Consider the following 16,705-nt stretch of genomic DNA (forward strand, 5'->3'; position numbering starts at 1 on the left):
CCTCTCTCCCAGCCGACCGCCAGTGCCTTCTCGGGCCTGGCGGTTTTTTTTTGCGCCGCCACGGACAGTCCTGGCGCCATGAAACGGACGGAATGCTTGATGCGCATCAAGCCGGATTCGCGGGCATGCGACATCCCGCCCCACAGCGGCCGTGCAGCCCATACCATGGCCGCTGTACACACGCGGGAGCAATGGCATGGACGTGAACATCACCTTCCTGGGCGGCGCCGGCACGGTTACCGGCTCCAAGTACTTGGTCCGCCACAACAGCAAAAGCCTGCTGATCGACTGTGGGCTTTTCCAGGGTTACAAGCAGCTGCGCCTGCGCAACTGGCAACCTCTGCCGCTGGCCCCGGGCCAGATCGACGCGGTGCTGCTTACGCATGCCCACCTGGACCACAGCGGCTACCTGCCGCTGCTGACGCGCGATGGCTACCACCGCGCGATCCACACCACGCCCGGCACGCGCGACCTGTGCGCCATCCTGTTGCCCGACAGCGGCCACCTGCAGGAGGAAGACGCCGCCTTCCTGAACCGGCACCAGCTCAGCAGCCACACGCCCGCCTTGCCGCTGTACACACGTCTCGATGCGCTACACAGTCTCAAGCAATTCAAGGTGCACCCGCTGCACCACCGTTTTGATCCGCTGCCCGGCTGGCATGCCACGTTCTCCAGCGCGGGCCACATCCTGGGCGCTGCCAGCGTACTGCTGGAGGTGGGCGGGCGGCGCATTCTGTTCTCGGGCGACCTGGGGCGGCCCGACGACATGCTGATGAACCCGCCCGACTCGCCGCCGCAGGCCGACACGGTGCTGATCGAATCGACCTACGGCGACCGGAAGCACCCTCAGGAAGACCTGCTGAGCGAACTGGGCCCAGCCCTGCAGCGGCTGGCCGCGCGCGGCGGCGTGGCCGTGGTGCCGGTGTTCGCCGTGGGGCGTGCACAGGTGGTGCTGCACGCCATCGGGCTGCTCAAGGCGCAGGGCGTCATTCCCGCCAACCTGAAGGTGTTCCTCGACAGCCCCATGGCCGTCAGCACCACCGGCCTGTACCGCCATCATTTGGGCGAGCACCGGCTGGACGCGCGGCAGGTTAACGCGCTGGAGCACGGCGCCACCATGGTGCAGACGCCCGAGCAGTCCAAGGGTCTGGCCCGCCTGCACGGGCCCATGGTCATTCTGTCGGCCAGCGGCATGGCCACGGGCGGGCGCGTGCTGCACCACCTGGCGCTGCATGCGGGCGACCACCGCAACATGATCATCCTGACTGGCCACCAGGCGCCAGGTACACGCGGCGGCCGCCTGGCCGATGGCGAGAAAACCATCCGCATCCATGGGCAGGACGTGGCGGTGCGCGCCGAGGTGGTGAAGCTCAACACCGCATCGGCCCATGCAGACGGCAACCAGCTCCTCGCTTGGCTCCACAGCATGGACCACGCGCCCGACCAGGTGTTTGTAGTGCACGGCGAGATGGGCGCGGCCGACCAGCTTCGCCAGCGGATCGCGCACGAATTGCGCTGGCGTGCCACGGTGCCGGAACACGGCAGCACCGCTACCGCTTGAGCTATAACAATAGGAGCACTCAGCGCTTTAATAGCAACAGCTTTAGCTATTTTTTATGATTCAGTCTTCAGCCGACAAGCGCCAGCAGCTCACTTTTTCCATAGCTATTATCATGGCTACGACATCAACCATCGTATTCCACGATGGCAAGATACATGAGATTTGGGGGAAAATACACAGCCTTCTCCAAACAAGAAGGCTTACCCCCACCCATGAAAAGCTCAGAGCGCAGTTTTGCGCGCCGTATTGACCTGACCTCGCTGCAATTGTTTGTGGCGGTGTGCGAGCTTGGCAGCATCGGCCGCGCGGCCGAGCGCGAGTTCATCGCGGCATCGGCCGTCAGCAAGCGCCTGTCGGACCTGGAAACGGCCGTGGACACCGCTCTGCTGTACCGCCACAGCCGGGGCGTCACGCTCACCCCCGCAGGCGAGAGCCTGCTGCACCACGCGCGCACCGTGCTGTTCGGCCTGGAGCGTATGCAGGGCGAACTCAGCGAATACGCCGACGGCGTGCGCGGCCATGTGCGCATGCACGCCAACATCTCGGCCATCTTCCAGTTTCTGCCCGAAGACCTGGGCGCCTTCGCGCGCGAGCACAGCCAGATCAAGATCGACCTGCAGGAGCACCTCTCCAGCGACGTGCTTCACGCCGTGCAGGAAGGCGCCGCCGACCTCGGCATCTGCAACGTGGGCATGGCGAACGGCGGCGGCGCCCTGGCGCTGCAGACCCGCCCCTACCGCGCAGACAATCTGGTACTTGTTGTGCCCCGGGCGCACGCCCTGTCTACGCTGGCAGCTATCAATTTTGACGAAGTCCTTGACTGGGACATCGTGGGCCTGCACGCCAACAGCAGCATCAGCCTGGCCATGCGCGCGGCTGCTGCTGCCGCCGGGCGCCCACTGCGCCAGCGCATCCAGGTCACGGGTCTTGATGCCATGTGCCGAATGATCGACAACGGCCTGGGCGTAGGGCTATTGCCCGACAGGGCCTTTGCACTGATGCGCGGCGTGGGCAACCTGCAGGCCGTTCCGCTCACCGATGCCTGGGCGCACCGCGAACTGCGCGTGGTGGCCCGTGACTTTGACGCCCTGCCTGTCACGGCGCGTTTGCTGGTGGAACACCTGTCGCCGCGCCAGGACCCCGACACTAAAATCCAAACCCCCACCTGAAGCCAGGAAGCACAAAGAAAGAAAGCCACGCCATGGGACGCACGCTGTACGACAAGATCTGGGACGAACACGTCGTCCACACCGAGGAAGACGGCACGTCCATCCTCTACATCGACCGCCACCTGGTGCACGAAGTCACCAGCCCCCAGGCGTTTGAAGGCCTGCGCGAGGCGGGCCGCAAGGTCTGGCGCATGAGCTCCATCGTGGCCACGGCCGACCACAACACCCCCACCACGGGCTGGGAGAACGGCTACGACGGCATCACCGACCCGATCAGCAAGGAACAGATCACCACGCTAAACGACAACATCGCGCAGATCACGCCGGCGGCATTCTTCCCCTTCATGCACAAGCGCCAGGGCATCGTGCACGTGATCGGCCCTGAAAACGGCGCCACCTTGCCCGGCATGACGGTGGTGTGCGGCGACAGCCACACGAGCACGCACGGCGCGTTCGGCGCACTGGCCCACGGCATCGGCACCTCCGAGGTCGAGCACGTGATGGCCACGCAGACCCTGCTGGCCAAGAAGGCCAAGAACATGCTGGTGCAGGTGGACGGCCAGCTCGCCAAAGGGGTGACGCCCAAAGACGTGGTGCTGGCCATCATCGGCAAGATCGGCACGGCCGGCGGCACGGGCTACACCATCGAATTTGCAGGCTCCGTCTTCCGCGCGATGAGCATGGAAGGCCGCATGACCGTGTGCAACATGGCCATCGAAGCCGGTGCCCGCGCAGGCTTGGTGGCGGTAGACGACAAGACCATCGAATACGTCAAGGGCCGCCCCCTGTCGCCCACGGGCGTGGAATGGGACCAGGCCGTTGCGTACTGGAGGACGCTGCACTCCGACGCCGACGCAAAGTTCGACACCGTGGTCAAGCTTGATGCGGGCGACATCGTGCCGCAGGTCACCTGGGGCACCAGCCCCGAGATGGTGCTGGGCGTGGACGCTCGCGTGCCCGACCCGGACAAGGAAAAGGACGTCAACAAGCGTGGTGCCATCGAGCGCGCCTTGACCTACATGGGCCTCACGCCCGGCAAGCCGATCAACGACATCACCATTGACAAGGTGTTCATTGGCAGCTGCACCAACAGCCGCATCGAAGACATGCGCGAAGCCGCCGCCGTAGTGAAGAACCTGGGCCGCAAGGTGGCCGGCAACGTGAAACTGGCCATGGTGGTGCCTGGCTCGGGCCTCGTCAAAGAGCAGGCCGAGCGCGAGGGCTTGCACGAAATCTTCAAGGCCGCAGGCTTTGAATGGCGCGAACCTGGCTGCAGCATGTGCCTGGCCATGAATGCCGACCGCCTGGAGCCCGGCGAGCGCTGCGCATCCACCAGCAACCGCAACTTCGAAGGCCGCCAGGGCGCTGGTGGCCGCACCCATCTCGTCAGCCCCGCGATGGCTGCCGCTGCCGCCGTGCACGGCCACTTCGTGGACATCCGCCAGTTCGCCTGATCGACAACCAAGGAGCGCATCATGAAAAAGACTGCTGCATTCATCACCCTCGCGCTGGCTTTTGTGCTGGCGGGTTGCAACACCGTCAAGGGCGTGGGCCAGGACGTACAGCGCGCTGGCGGTGCCATCGAGCGCGCGGCCAACAAATAAGTAATACACACGCCATGCAGAAATTCACCGTGCACCAGGGCCTCGTGGCCCCGATGGACCGCGAGAACGTCGACACTGACGCCATCATCCCCAAGCAGTTTCTCAAGTCGATCAAGAAGACGGGCTTTGGCCCCAACCTGTTTGACGAGTGGCGCTACCTGGACAAGGGCGAACCCGGCATCCCTGAAAGCCAGCGCAAGCCCAACCCCGACTTCGTGCTGAACCAGCCGCGCTACCAAGGCGCCAGTATCCTGATCGCGCGCAAGAACTTCGGTTGCGGCTCCAGCCGCGAACACGCGCCCTGGGCGCTGGACCAGTACGGCTTTCGCGCGATCATTGCGCCCAGCTTTGCCGACATCTTCTTCAACAACTGCTTCAAGAACGGCCTTTTGCCCATCGTGCTGCCCGAGACCACTGTGGCCCAGCTGTTTGATGAGGTGGCGGCCTTCCCCGGCTACCAGCTCACCATCGACCTGGAGCGCCAGGTCATCGTGCGCCCGCAGGGTGAAGAGATTCCGTTCGAGGTGCAGGCCTTCCGCAAGTACTGCCTGCTCAACGGCTTCGACGACATCGGCCTGACCTTGCGCCAGTCGGAAAAGATCAAGGCCTTTGAAGCCCAGCGCCTGGCCACCAAGCCGTGGCTGGCCCACACCATGGTGTCCTGATCAAAAAAATTCAGGTCAAATTGGCCGCTAGCGCTTACTAAACAAGCGCTGGCAGCTATCGTTTTTGAATCACATTAAGTCATGAAAATCGCAGTTCTGCCGGGTGACGGCATTGGCACCGAAATCGTCGCCGAGGCCGTCAAGGTCCTGGAAGTGCTGGACCTGAAGTTCGAGATGGAATCCGCCCTGGTCGGCGGCGCCGCCTACGAAGCCCACGGCCATCCGCTGCCCGACTCCACCCTCAAGCTCGCCAAAGAGGCCGACGCCATCCTGTTCGGCGCCGTGGGCGACTGGAAATACGACAAGCTCGACCGCCCCCTGCGCCCCGAGCAAGCCATTCTGGGCCTGCGCAAGAACCTGGGCCTGTTCGCCAACTTCCGCCCCGCCATCTGCTACGAGCAACTGGTGGGCGCATCGAGCCTCAAGCCCGAGCTCATCGCGGGCCTCGATATCCTCATCATCCGCGAGCTGACGGGCGACATCTACTTTGGCCAGCCGCGTGGCCGCCGCGTGGCCACCGATGGCCACTTCCCCGGTGCCGAGGAAGCCTTCGACACCATGCGCTACAGCCGTCCCGAGATCGAGCGCATCGCCCACGTCGCCTTCCAGGCCGCCCGCAAGCGCAACAAAAAGGTCACCAGCGTGGACAAGGCCAACGTGCTTGAAACCTTCCAGTTCTGGAAGGATGTGGTCACCGACGTGCATAAGGAATACCCCGACATCGAGCTGCAGCACATGTACGTGGACAACGCGGCCATGCAGCTGGTCAAGGCCCCCAAGGCGTTTGACGTGGTGGTGACCGGCAACATGTTCGGCGACATCCTGTCGGACGAAGCCTCCATGCTCACTGGCTCCATCGGCATGCTGCCCTCGGCCAGCCTGAACAGCAGCAACCAGGGCCTGTACGAACCCAGCCACGGCAGCGCCCCCGACATCGCCGGCAAGGGCGTGGCCAACCCGTTGGCCACCATCCTGTCGGCCGCGATGATGCTGCGCTTCAGCCTGAACCAGGAAGCCGCCGCCCAGCGCATCGAAGCCGCGGTGCAAAAGGTGCTGGCCCAAGGCCTGCGCACACCCGACATCTTCAGCGAAGGCACGACCAAGGTGGGCACTGCACAGATGGGCGATGCGGTGGTGAAGGCGCTGTCGGCGCAGTGAGTCTGACGCCCGGCCCTGTAAAGCCACCCCATCACGAAGAAGCGCCGCCCCCTGCGGCGCTTTTTTCATGACCGGACGGTTTAGCCTGTATCCAGAAAACATCGGAAAAACGCGAAACGGCGATCAAAACGGTCGAAAACCGCCAAGACCCCATCCGCGCGACTGCGGTCAAAGGCTTATCCGCTACAATCCCGCCCAATGTTTGCCGCCCGCCCGTTCGCCCTGATGAACACCGCTACTGCCGCCCTGGCAGGCGTGGCTGTGCGCGCAATCACCACCAAAACCACGACCATTAAGGGCTGACCTAGCTCCGGTATCGTCGTGCGCCCTCCCTGGCCCAGACGAGCCGGGGCAAAGGTCCAGTCCCGGTCGGGCACTGTTTCTTACACTGAAAAGGGGCGTTGAAATGAGCAAGTTGGTAGGGTTGGTCGGCTGGCGCGGCATGGTCGGCTCGGTTCTGATGGACCGCATGGAACAAGAGAAGGACTTCGATCTGATCGAGCCCATGTTCTTCTCCACGTCGAACGCAGGCGGCAAGGCGCCCGCCCAGGCGAAGAACGAGACCACGCTGCAGGACGCGTTCAACATTGATGCTCTCAAGCGCTGCGAAATCATCATCACCGCTCAGGGCGGCGACTACACCAACGAGGTGTACCCCAAGCTGCGTGCCGCGGGCTGGAACGGCCACTGGATCGACGCGGCCTCGTCCCTGCGCATGGAGAAGAACGCGGTCATCGTCCTTGATCCGGTGAACATGCCTGTCATCAAGAATGCCCTGGCCAACGGCGGCAAGGACTGGATCGGCGGCAACTGCACCGTGAGCTGCATGCTGATGGGCGTGGGCGCGCTGTACAAGGCGGGCCTCGTGGAATGGATGAGCACCCAGACCTACCAGGCCGCTTCGGGCGGCGGTGCCCAGCACATGCGCGAGCTGCTCACGCAGTACGGCACACTGAACGCCGAAGTCCGCGCCCTGCTGGATGACCCCAAGAGCGCCATCCTCGAAATCGACCGCAAGGTCATCGCCAAGCAGCGCAGTCTCTCCGCTTCCGAAACTGCCAACTTCGGCGTGCCGCTGGGCGGCTCGCTGATCCCCTGGATCGACAAGGACCTGGGCAACGGGATGTCCAAGGAAGAATGGAAGGGCATGGCCGAGACCAACAAGATCCTGGGCCAGGGCGAAGGTTTCAACACCGCCGCCATCCCCGTGGACGGTTTCTGCGTGCGCGTGGGTGCGATGCGTTGCCACAGCCAGGCGCTGACCTTCAAGCTCAAGAAGGACGTGCCTGTGGCGGACATCGAGGCGATGATCGCCGCCGACAACGAATGGGTGAAAGTGGTTCCCAACACCCGTGAAGCCACCATCAAGGATCTGACTCCCGTCGCCGTAACCGGCACCATGACCATCCCCGTGGGCCGCATCCGCAAGCTGGCCATGGGCCCAGAGTACGTGGGCGCCTTCACCATCGGCGACCAGCTGCTGTGGGGCGCCGCCGAGCCGCTGCGCCGCATGCTGCGTATCCTGCTGGACGCCTGAAACCGCTACACACCTCCCTCGAAAAAGCGCGCATAACGGCCGTTGTGGGCGCTTTTTTACAGCCAACGTCTTGACACACCCGGTTACGGGTCGTTGGCAATTGGCAACAACCCAATGCCCCAAGTTGGGGCGTGGGGCCGCCGCACAAAGCTTCGGCGCCACCTCAGCTTGTCAGTGCAAAACATTGATGCTATGGTGCTTTTTACATATTTTCACGCGCCGGGGCGGGGATCAGACTATGAGAAAAACTGCACCGCTCGACCGAGCCGCAAAAAATCCTAATCAGTTGTTGGCAAACATGCATCGTTGGAAAATTTCTGCCTTGGCGGCTGCGGCCGTTGTGTCGGCTGGCTTTTACGCTGGAGACGCAGCCGCTTTGGCCCTGGGTCGCATCACTGTGCAGTCTGCTTTGGGCGAGCCTCTGCGCGCCGAGATCGACCTCCCCCAGATCACGCCCGCCGAGGCCGATACGCTGCGGGCCACAGCCGCCTCGCCCGAAGTCTTCCGTGCGCAGGGCATGGAATACACCCAGACGATGAACAGCCTGCAGATCCAGCTGCAGCGCCGCGCCGACGGCACCGCCGTGCTGCGCCTGTCCAGTGACCGCCCGGTCAACGAGCCTTTCCTCGACCTGGTGCTGGACGCCAACTGGGGCACGGGCCGCATCCTGCGCAGTTACACCATGCTGTTCGATCCGCCCACGCTGCGCCGCCCGGCGCCCGCAGTCACGGCGTCGCCCCAGATCACTGCGCCCGCCGCGCAGCCTGCACCGTCTACACGCGCCACGCCCCCCGCCCCGGCCCGCAGCGAATCGGCCGCAGCGCCCTCAGCACCGCGTCCGGCCGCCACACCACGCACCGCACCCGCCGATGGCGTGACGGTTCAGGCCGGCGATACGGCAGGCCGCATTGCCAACGCCTACCGCCCTGCGGATGTCTCGCTCGACCAGATGCTGGTCGCCATGATGCGCGCCAACCCCGACGCATTCATCCAGGGCAACGTGAACCGCCTCAAGGCCGGCGCCGTGCTTCAGATGCCCGACCAGGCTGCCGCACAAGCGACCCCCGCCGCCGAAGCCCGCCAGATCTTGTCGGCGCAGGCCCGCGACTTCAACGAATTCCGCCGCAAGCTGGCGGGCGCAGCCCCTTCTACCGAAGTGGCCGCCGCGCAGCGCTCTGCCACCGGCACGGTGCAAACCCGTGTCGAAGACCGCAAGCCTGCCACCACGGCGCCCGACAAGCTCACGCTGTCCAAAGGCTCCGTCACCGGCCAAAAGGCCGCGGAAGACCAGGTGGCCCGTGACAAGCAAGCCAGCGAAGCCGCCACGCGCATGGCCGAGCTGTCGAAGAACATCACCGATCTGAACAAGCTGGGCGCAGCGTCGGCCCCCACGGGCAGCGCCGCCCCTGCCGCGGCAGGCGCCGCCAGCGCCCCCGCTGGTGTGGCTGTGCAAACACCCGCCGTGCCCGCCACGCCAACCGCCCCGGAGGCGCCGGCATCTGCCCCCGAAACCTCTGCCAGCGCCCCCGCCCCCGCTGCCGAAGCTGCGGAAGCCGCTTCCGAACCCGCGTCGGCTCCTGAACCCGCACCCGCCCCAGCGCCCGCGCCAGTGCCAGCCCCCGCACCGGCCGAGGAGCCCGGCTTCCTGTCGGGCCTGATGGACGACCCCGTGCTGCCCCTGGCGGGTGGCGGCCTGTTGGCATTGCTGCTGGGCTATGGCGCCTACCGCGTGGTGCAGCGCCGCAAGCAAAACGCTGGCGTGGACAGTTCCTTCCTGGAAAGCCGCATCCAGCCCGATTCGTTCTTCGGCGCCAGCGGCGGCCAGCGTGTAGACACCGCCAACAGCGAGATGACCACCGGCTCGTCCATGGCCTACTCGCCCAGCCAACTCGACGCGGGCGGCGACGTGGACCCCGTGGCCGAGGCCGACGTGTACCTGGCCTATGGGCGCGACCTGCAGGCGGAGGAAATCCTCAAGGAGGCCATTCGCCACAACCCCGCCCGGGTGTCGGTGCATGTGAAGCTCGGCGAGATCTACGCCAAACGCCAGGACCGCAAGGCCCTGGAGGCAGTGGCCGGTGACGTGTTCAAGCTGACCCAGGGCGAAGGCCCGGACTGGGCGCGCATCGCCGAACTGGGCCGTGACCTGGATCCCGACAACCGCCTGTACCAGCCTGGCGGCCGCCCTGGAATGGGCGACGACGACTACCCATCGCAACCACCCGGCGGCTTCCCCAGCACGTTCACCGGCGCGGGTGCCGGAACAGCGGCTGCGACTGCAGCAGCCATGCCGCCCGACCTGGATCTGGACCTCGACCTGGATCTGCCGGACGACGCGCTCACCGACGCGCCCCCCGCGGCCCCCGGCGGCTTTGCCGCTGCAGCGGCAGCCGCAGCGGCCCACTCGCGCAGCGCTGCACGCGACGAAGACGAGCCCCCCACACTGCGCCCCGGTCTGGATTTGCCGGATGTGTCTCAAGCCACGGCAGCGCCTGCCTGGAACGCCCAGGAAACTGCGCCGAGCCCCATGGCACCACCTCCCGTCGCCAGCCTGGACTTTCCGACTGACGACCTGAGCATGGCGCCCTCGGGCCCCATGCCCCTGTCGGGCCAGGCGCAGGACTCCGGACCCATGGAATTTGACCTGGGCGAACTTTCGCTCGACCTGAACGCCCCCGTCAAACCCATGGCGGCGCCCGCCCCCAAGGCAGCCGCCCCCGCACCGGTGGCCGATCTTTCGGACGATGGCGCAGCCGGTTCAGACGACCCGCTGGCCACCAAGCTGGCACTGGCCGAAGAGTTCAACGCGATCGGCGATACCGACGGTGCACGCACGCTGATCGAAGAAGTAGTGGCGGAATCCAGCGGCGCCCTGAAAACCCGCGCCCAGCGCATGCTGGCCGAACTGGGTTGATGCCACACCTGCGGGCGCTTTTGACACACCGCGCCCCCACCCTGCCCCAGGCCGCACGATGAGGGTGGCCCTGAGTGTGAGCTACAACGGTAGCACCTACAGCGGCTGGCAAAGCCAGCCGTCTGGCAACACCATTCAAGACAAACTCGAAGCGGCCCTGGGCCGCTTTGCTACGCACCCCGTCGGCACCCTGTGCGCAGGCCGCACGGATGCAGGGGTGCACGGCTTGATGCAGGTGGTGCATTTCGACACGCCACTGCAGCGCCCGCCCGCCTCGTGGGTGCGCGGCACCAACACTTTTTTGCCCGCCGACATTGCCGTGCAATGGGCGCAGGCCGTACCAGACAATTTCCATGCGCGGGGCAGCGCCGTGGCACGGCGCTACGCCTACGTGCTCCTGCAGTCCCCCGTGCGCCCCAGTGTGGATGCCGGGCGAGTGGGCTGGGTCTACCGCCCACTGGATCTGGGCGCCATGCGCGAGGCTGCCGGCTTTTTGCTGGGAGAGCACGACTTCACCTCGTTCCGCGCTTCGGCCTGCCAAGCGAAGACACCCGTCAAGACGCTGCACCGCATCGACATCTCACGGCGCGGCCAGGGCAACCCGCACACAGAGCTGGGCTGGAGCCCTTGCTACTGGCGCTTCGAGTTTGAGGCCAATGCCTTCCTGCACCACATGATCCGCAACATCATGGGCTGCCTGATCACCGTGGGCCAGGGCGACCAACCGCCGCAATGGATGCAACAGGTGCTGCAAGCGCGCTCGCGCAAGGTCGCGGCGCCGACGTTCTCGCCGGATGGCTTGTACTTTCAAGGCCCCGTCTACGGCCCCGAATGGGCATTGCCCGAGCGCACGGCTGCGTATGATTGGCTGCCATGAAAGCAGCCGCACTCCCAACCACGCCCGCCCCCGCCCGCACACGCATCAAGATCTGCGGCCTGACACGCGAGCAGGACGTGGATGCGGCCGTGGCTGCAGGGGTCGATGCGGTAGGTTTTGTGCTTTACGCGCCAAGCCCCCGTGCGGTAACTCTGGAACGCGCCGCAGAACTGGCCCGCCGCCTTCCCCCTTTCGTCACTCCCGTTTTGCTGGTGGTGAATGAGACCGCTATCAATGTGATAGCTGCCAGCGCTTTGATACCAAGCGCTACCATCCAATTTCATGGTGATGAATCGCCCGAGGAGTGTCTGGTTGCCACCAGTCAGGGCGCGCGGCCCTACCTGCGCGCGGCGCGAATTCCCCTGGGCGACGAGGCGGCACACTTCGACCTCGTAAAATACGCGCTCGATTACTCCCACGCCCAGGCCATCCTGCTCGACGCCCATGTCGAGGGTTATGGCGGCGGCGGCAAGGCATTCAATTGGTCACTCCTTCCACCAAGCGTCAGCTCTCACCTCGTTTTGTCTGGTGGACTCACGCCTGCAAACGTGACCGATGGCATTTTGCAAGTCCGCCCGCGTTGCACCACGCTGGCGGTTGATGTCAGCTCCGGCGTCGAAGCCGATGGCCCTGATGGCAAGCCCATCAAGGGCATCAAGGACGCCGACAAGATCCAACGCTTCGTTGCCGCCGTGCGCGCGGCCGATGCACAACTTGCAAAGAATCCGCATGAATTCCTATCAGCAACCTGATGCTTCGGGCCATTTCGGCCCCTATGGCGGCAGCTTCGTGAGTGAGACCCTCACCCACGCGATTGCCCAGCTGCGCGAGGCCTACGCCCGCTACCAGAACGACCCCGAGTTCCTCGCGGAATTCGAGTACGAGCTCAAGCATTTCGTGGGCCGCCCTTCGCCCGTGTACCACGCTGCCCGCACCAGCCGCGAGCTGGGCGGCGCACAGATCTACCTCAAGCGCGAAGACCTTAACCACACCGGCGCCCACAAGATCAACAACGTGATCGGGCAGGCCATGCTCGCCAAGCGCATGGGCAAACCGCGGGTGATTGCCGAAACCGGTGCCGGCCAGCACGGCGTGGCCACTGCCACCATCTGCGCCCGCTACGGGCTGGAATGCGTGGTGTACATGGGCAGCGAAGACGTGAAGCGCCAAAGTCCCAACGTGTTCCGCATGAAGCTGTTGGGTGCCACCGTGGTGCCCGTCGAGTCGGGCAGCAAGACGCTGAAAGACGCGCTGAACGAAGCGATGCGCGACTGGGTGGCCAACGTGGACAACACCTTCTACATCATCGGCACCGTGGCCGGCCCTCACCCTTACCCGATGATGGTGCGCGACTTCCAGAGCGTGATTGGCAAGGAAGCCATCGAACAGATGCCGGCCATGCTGGCGGAACAGAAGATCGCGGCCCAGCAGCCTGACGCCGTGATCGCATGCGTGGGCGGCGGCAGCAACGCCATGGGCATCTTCCACCCCTACATCCCGTTCGAGAAAACGCGCCTGATCGGTGTGGAAGCGGCTGGCGAGGGGCTGGACAGCGGCAAGCATTCCGCCAGCCTGCAGCGCGGCAGCAGCGGCGTGCTGCACGGCAACCGCACCTTCATCCTGCAGGATGCCAACGGCCAGATCACCGAAACGCACAGCATCAGCGCGGGCCTGGACTACCCCGGCGTGGGCCCCGAGCACGCGTGGTTGCAAGAAATCGGCCGCGCCGAGTACGTGGGCATTACCGACCAGGAGGCGCTGGCGGCTTTCCACTTCCTGTGCCGCACCGAAGGCATCATCCCCGCGCTGGAATCCAGCCACGCCTTTGCCTACGGCATGAAGCTGGCCAAGACCATGCGCCCGGACCAGTCCATCCTGGTCAACCTCTCGGGCCGGGGCGACAAGGACATCGGCACCGTGGCCGACCTGTCGGGAGAGGATTTCTATGACCGCCCGTCCATGCGCGGTCTGACTGTCAAGGGTGCCCCAGGAGACGCCAAGCCATGAGCCGCATCGCGACCACTTTTGAACAGCTGAAAGCCCAGGGCCGCAAGGCGCTGATTCCTTATGTCACGGCCGGTTTCCCGTTTGCCGACATCACGCCGGCGCTCATGCACGGCATGGTCGACGCGGGGGCCGACGTGATCGAGCTGGGCGTGCCCTTCTCCGACCCTATGGCCGACGGCCCCGTGATCCAGAAGGCCGGCGAAAAGGCCTTGGGACTGGGTGTGGGCATGGTGCAGGTGCTCGACCACGTGCGCGAATTCCGCAAGCGCAACAGCACCACGCCGGTGGTGCTGATGGGCTATGCCAACCCCGTGGAGCGCTACGACCAGATCCATGGCGAGGGCGCCTTTGTGAAGGACTGCGCTGTCGCTGGCGTGGACGGCGTGCTCATCGTGGACTACCCGCCCGAAGAGTGCGAGGCCTTTGCCGCCAATCTGCGCGCGCACGGCATGGACCTGATCTTCCTGCTGGCCCCCACCTCTACGTCCGAGCGCATGGCCCAGGTGGCGCGCGTGGCCAGCGGCTATGTGTATTACGTGTCGCTCAAGGGCGTGACCGGCTCGGGGGCGCTCGACACCTCGGCCGTGGAGCAGATGCTGCCGCGCATCCGCCAGCATGTGCAGATTCCGGTGGGCGTGGGCTTTGGCATCCGCGACGCGGCCACGGCCCAGGCCATTGGCAAGGTGGCGGATGCCGTGGTCATCGGCACCCGCATCATCCAGCTGATCGAAGACCAGGAGCACGCCAAGGTGGTGCCCCTGACCATCGACTTCCTGCGCGGTATCCGCAAGGCCCTGGATACTGCCCCCAACGCATAATGCAGCCCGGCGCAGCCCCACCGGGCTGCGCTATTCCCAAGGAGAACACCATGTCCTGGCTTGAAAAACTTCTGCCCTCCAAGATCCAGCAAACCGACCCCACCGAGCGCCGCCAGGTGCCCGAAGGCCTGTGGACCAAGTGCCCGAGCTGCGAGACGGTGCTCTACAAAACCGATCTGGAGCAAAACCAGAACGTCTGCCCCCACTGCAGCCACCACCACCGCATCGGTGCCCGCGCGCGCCTGAACGCCTTCCTGGACGCCGAAGGCCGCTACGAGATCGGCCAGGAAGTGCTGCCCGTGGACGCCCTCAAGTTCAAGGACAGCCGCAAGTACCCCGAGCGCCTGAAGGAAGCCCTGGAGAACACCGGCGAGACCGACGCGCTCATCGTCATGGGCGGCGCGGTCAAAAGCGTCAATGTGGTGGCGGCCTGCTTCGAGTTCGACTTCATGGGCGGCTCCATGGGCTCCGTGGTCGGCGAGCGCTTCGTGCGCGGCGTGGAAACCGCCATCGAGCAGAAGGTGCCCTTCATCTGCTTCACCGCGACCGGCGGCGCGCGCATGCAGGAAGGCCTGCTGTCGCTGATGCAGATGGCCAAGACCAACGCCGCCCTCACCCGCCTGGCCAAGAAGGGCCTGCCCTACATCAGCGTGCTGACCGACCCGACCATGGGCGGCGTGAGCGCAGGCTTTGCTTTCGTGGGCGACATCGTGATTGCCGAGCCCAAGGCCCTGATCGGCTTTGCCGGCCCCCGCGTGATCGAATCCACCGTGCGCGTGACGCTGCCCGAAGGCTTCCAGCGCGCCGAATTCCTGCAGACCAAGGGCGCCGTCGATTTCATCTGCGACCGCCGCGAGCTGCGCAACACCGTGGCCAGCAGCCTGGCCATGCTGCAGCGCCTGCCGGCCGACGCGGTGATGTAAGACCTCCGCGAGACCCGGTGGTCTGCAAAAGGCGCCCCGCGAGAGCGCCGCTTCTTTTTTGATAGCTGCCAGCGCTTACCAGATAAGCGCTAGAGGCCGATTTGATCAAAAAAAACACCCAGCAGGACAAGTGTGCGCCAATATCGGCGCGTGCCCATCGCCCCCCGGGGTAAAACGCCGTGCGCGGCGCAGAGGGGGGGCTACCTCATCACATTAGCCTGCAGGTGGCCCAGCATGATCATCACCACCTGTAGCAGCACCAGCACCACCAGCGGCGACAGGTCGATGCCCCCCACCAGAGGGATGATGCGGCGGAACGGACGCAGCACGGGCTCGCTCAGCCGGGTGATCACATCGGCCAGCGGCGAACGGGCCTGCACCCACGACAGCACGGCATAGACGATCAGCAGCCCGATGAGCCCGGACACAGCCACGCGCGCGAGCCCGAACAGCGCCAGCCAAGGCAACCAGGCCCAGGCCGATGCGGCGCCCAGCAGCAGCGTGAGCAAGAAGTACTGCGCCAGTTGCAGCAGCACGGCCGCCACCAAGCTCGACACATCAAATCGCCCCACTGGCCGGATCACCCGGCGCAAGGGCAAGACGAGCCAGTCCGTCAAGGCAAAGATCAGCCCGCCGACGGGGTTCCCAAACGGGATGCGCTGCCACTGCATGTACAGCCGCAACAGGCATGCCCCGGTAAGCAGGCCTCCGATTACGTCGAGCAGGAATGAGGCGATCTGGTAGAGCATGGATAAGACAAAAGCAAGGGCGCGCCGCGAAAGCGGGCGGCATCATGGGATGATAGCGGGCCAAGGTGTTTCGATTACATGACCCAACCCCTCACCCTGACGTCCCTGCCCCTGTTTCCGCTGGGCTCCGTGCTGTTCCCCGGTGGTTTGCTGGCGCTGCGCGTGTTCGAGGTGCGCTATCTCGACATGGTGCGCAAATGCCACCAGGCGGGTGCACCCTTTGGAGTGGTCTCGCTCACGCAGGGCCGCGAGGTGCGCCAGGCCGGCGCGCCCGACGAGCAGTTCAGCGACGTGGGCACGCTGGCCGTCATCGAGCAGATCGACACCCCGCAGCCGGGGCTGATCACGCTGCTGTGCCGAGGCAGCCAGCGCTTTCGCATCACACAGCGCAGCCACCTGCCCCATGGCCTCTGGATTGCCGACGTGGGCCATCTGGACGACGACCTCACTGTCCCAGTACCGGCGGACCTCAAGAAAGCCGCCACGGCCCTCGCCCAGGTGCTGCACACCCTGCACCAGCGCGACCCCGACGCCGCCATTGCGGCCACGCCCACCCCGGCTCAGCTGGACGACTGCGGCTGGGTGGCCAATCGGTGGTGTGAGCTGCTACCCGTGCCGCTAGAGTTGAAACAGCGGCTGATGGAGTTGGACAACCCCCTGGTGCGGCTGGAACTGGTGGGAGACGTGCTGGAGCGTACGGGGATAGCGCCCGCCCCATGAGCC

General features: G+C 65.4%; 15 protein-coding genes. 14 read left to right on the top strand and 1 reads right to left on the bottom strand.

The window, feature by feature from the left end; translation table 11 throughout:
- Positions 1-196 precede the first annotated feature (196 nt).
- From ACK4HJ_RS06695 to accD, 13 genes are all read left to right on the top strand, one after another.
- Positions 197-1,561, top strand: a complete 1,365-nt coding sequence (locus ACK4HJ_RS06695) for an MBL fold metallo-hydrolase (RefSeq protein ID WP_409829032.1) — start codon at positions 197-199, stop codon at positions 1,559-1,561.
- A gap of 212 nt (positions 1,562-1,773) precedes the next feature.
- Positions 1,774-2,730 (top strand): LysR family transcriptional regulator, encoded by a 957-nt coding sequence (locus tag ACK4HJ_RS06700; RefSeq protein WP_409829034.1) that lies wholly within the window; start codon positions 1,774-1,776, stop codon positions 2,728-2,730.
- 32 nt (positions 2,731-2,762) lie between these two features.
- A complete protein-coding gene (gene leuC / locus ACK4HJ_RS06705) occupies positions 2,763-4,184 on the top strand; it encodes a 3-isopropylmalate dehydratase large subunit (RefSeq protein ID WP_409829036.1) in 1,422 nt (473 codons plus the stop codon).
- Positions 4,185-4,205: 21 nt separating this feature from the next.
- The gene (locus ACK4HJ_RS06710; protein WP_409829039.1) at positions 4,206-4,334 is read left to right on the top strand and encodes an entericidin A/B family lipoprotein; all 129 of its coding nucleotides are present in this window, start codon (positions 4,206-4,208) and stop codon (positions 4,332-4,334) included.
- Between the two features lie 14 nt (positions 4,335-4,348).
- Positions 4,349-4,999, top strand: a complete 651-nt coding sequence (gene leuD, locus ACK4HJ_RS06715; protein WP_409829041.1) for a 3-isopropylmalate dehydratase small subunit — start codon at positions 4,349-4,351, stop codon at positions 4,997-4,999.
- A gap of 81 nt (positions 5,000-5,080) precedes the next feature.
- Positions 5,081-6,157, top strand: coding sequence for a 3-isopropylmalate dehydrogenase (leuB, locus tag ACK4HJ_RS06720; protein WP_409829044.1), 1,077 nt, complete (start codon positions 5,081-5,083; stop codon positions 6,155-6,157).
- Between the two features lie 406 nt (positions 6,158-6,563).
- Positions 6,564-7,694: an aspartate-semialdehyde dehydrogenase gene (gene asd, locus ACK4HJ_RS06725; protein WP_409829046.1), complete on the top strand. Its 1,131-nt coding sequence runs from the start codon at positions 6,564-6,566 to the stop codon at positions 7,692-7,694.
- Positions 7,695-7,992: 298 nt separating this feature from the next.
- Complete coding sequence (locus tag ACK4HJ_RS06730; RefSeq protein ID WP_409829048.1) at positions 7,993-10,608, top strand: FimV/HubP family polar landmark protein; 2,616 nt, start codon at positions 7,993-7,995, stop codon at positions 10,606-10,608.
- A gap of 58 nt (positions 10,609-10,666) precedes the next feature.
- A complete protein-coding gene (gene truA / locus ACK4HJ_RS06735; RefSeq protein ID WP_409829050.1) occupies positions 10,667-11,485 on the top strand; it encodes a tRNA pseudouridine(38-40) synthase TruA in 819 nt (272 codons plus the stop codon).
- The gene (locus tag ACK4HJ_RS06740; protein WP_409829053.1) at positions 11,482-12,237 is read left to right on the top strand and encodes a phosphoribosylanthranilate isomerase; all 756 of its coding nucleotides are present in this window, start codon (positions 11,482-11,484) and stop codon (positions 12,235-12,237) included. Before truA ends, ACK4HJ_RS06740 begins: the two co-directional genes overlap by 4 nt.
- Positions 12,215-13,492 (top strand): tryptophan synthase subunit beta, encoded by a 1,278-nt coding sequence (gene trpB / locus ACK4HJ_RS06745; RefSeq protein ID WP_409829055.1) that lies wholly within the window; start codon positions 12,215-12,217, stop codon positions 13,490-13,492. The genes ACK4HJ_RS06740 and trpB overlap by 23 nt, the downstream gene beginning before the upstream one ends.
- A complete protein-coding gene (gene trpA / locus ACK4HJ_RS06750) occupies positions 13,489-14,310 on the top strand; it encodes a tryptophan synthase subunit alpha (protein ID WP_409829058.1) in 822 nt (273 codons plus the stop codon). Before trpB ends, trpA begins: the two co-directional genes overlap by 4 nt.
- Before the next feature lie 50 nt (positions 14,311-14,360).
- Positions 14,361-15,233, top strand: a complete 873-nt coding sequence (gene accD / locus ACK4HJ_RS06755) for an acetyl-CoA carboxylase, carboxyltransferase subunit beta (RefSeq protein WP_409829059.1) — start codon at positions 14,361-14,363, stop codon at positions 15,231-15,233.
- Between the two features lie 200 nt (positions 15,234-15,433).
- Here the strand turns inward: accD and ACK4HJ_RS06760 are convergent, their stop codons facing one another.
- Entirely contained in the window at positions 15,434-15,982 is a 549-nt protein-coding gene (locus ACK4HJ_RS06760; protein ID WP_409829062.1) for a YggT family protein, read from the bottom strand.
- A gap of 78 nt (positions 15,983-16,060) precedes the next feature.
- Between ACK4HJ_RS06760 and ACK4HJ_RS06765 the strand changes: the two genes are divergently transcribed.
- A complete protein-coding gene (locus tag ACK4HJ_RS06765) occupies positions 16,061-16,702 on the top strand; it encodes an LON peptidase substrate-binding domain-containing protein (RefSeq protein ID WP_409829065.1) in 642 nt (213 codons plus the stop codon).
- The last annotated feature ends 3 nt before the right edge of the window (positions 16,703-16,705 follow it).

The organism is Acidovorax sp., from assembly GCF_046294525.1.
Classification (GTDB): domain Bacteria; phylum Pseudomonadota; class Gammaproteobacteria; order Burkholderiales; family Burkholderiaceae_C; genus Acidovorax.

Bases quoted from the DNA above. Each gene is read 5' to 3' on its own strand.
- ACK4HJ_RS06695 (WP_409829032.1), top strand. From the start codon at position 197: ATGGACGTGAACATCACCTTCCTGGGCGGCGCCGGCACGGTTACCGGC.
- ACK4HJ_RS06700 (WP_409829034.1), top strand. From the start codon at position 1,774: ATGAAAAGCTCAGAGCGCAGTTTTGCGCGCCGTATTGACCTGACCTCG.
- leuC (WP_409829036.1), top strand. From the start codon at position 2,763: ATGGGACGCACGCTGTACGACAAGATCTGGGACGAACACGTCGTCCAC.
- ACK4HJ_RS06710 (WP_409829039.1), top strand. From the start codon at position 4,206: ATGAAAAAGACTGCTGCATTCATCACCCTCGCGCTGGCTTTTGTGCTG.
- leuD (WP_409829041.1), top strand. From the start codon at position 4,349: ATGCAGAAATTCACCGTGCACCAGGGCCTCGTGGCCCCGATGGACCGC.
- leuB (WP_409829044.1), top strand. From the start codon at position 5,081: ATGAAAATCGCAGTTCTGCCGGGTGACGGCATTGGCACCGAAATCGTC.
- asd (WP_409829046.1), top strand. From the start codon at position 6,564: ATGAGCAAGTTGGTAGGGTTGGTCGGCTGGCGCGGCATGGTCGGCTCG.
- ACK4HJ_RS06730 (WP_409829048.1), top strand. From the start codon at position 7,993: ATGCATCGTTGGAAAATTTCTGCCTTGGCGGCTGCGGCCGTTGTGTCG.
- truA (WP_409829050.1), top strand. From the start codon at position 10,667: ATGAGGGTGGCCCTGAGTGTGAGCTACAACGGTAGCACCTACAGCGGC.
- ACK4HJ_RS06740 (WP_409829053.1), top strand. From the start codon at position 11,482: ATGAAAGCAGCCGCACTCCCAACCACGCCCGCCCCCGCCCGCACACGC.
- trpB (WP_409829055.1), top strand. From the start codon at position 12,215: ATGAATTCCTATCAGCAACCTGATGCTTCGGGCCATTTCGGCCCCTAT.
- trpA (WP_409829058.1), top strand. From the start codon at position 13,489: ATGAGCCGCATCGCGACCACTTTTGAACAGCTGAAAGCCCAGGGCCGC.
- accD (WP_409829059.1), top strand. From the start codon at position 14,361: ATGTCCTGGCTTGAAAAACTTCTGCCCTCCAAGATCCAGCAAACCGAC.
- ACK4HJ_RS06760 (WP_409829062.1), bottom strand. From the start codon at position 15,982: ATGCTCTACCAGATCGCCTCATTCCTGCTCGACGTAATCGGAGGCCTG.
- ACK4HJ_RS06765 (WP_409829065.1), top strand. From the start codon at position 16,061: ATGACCCAACCCCTCACCCTGACGTCCCTGCCCCTGTTTCCGCTGGGC.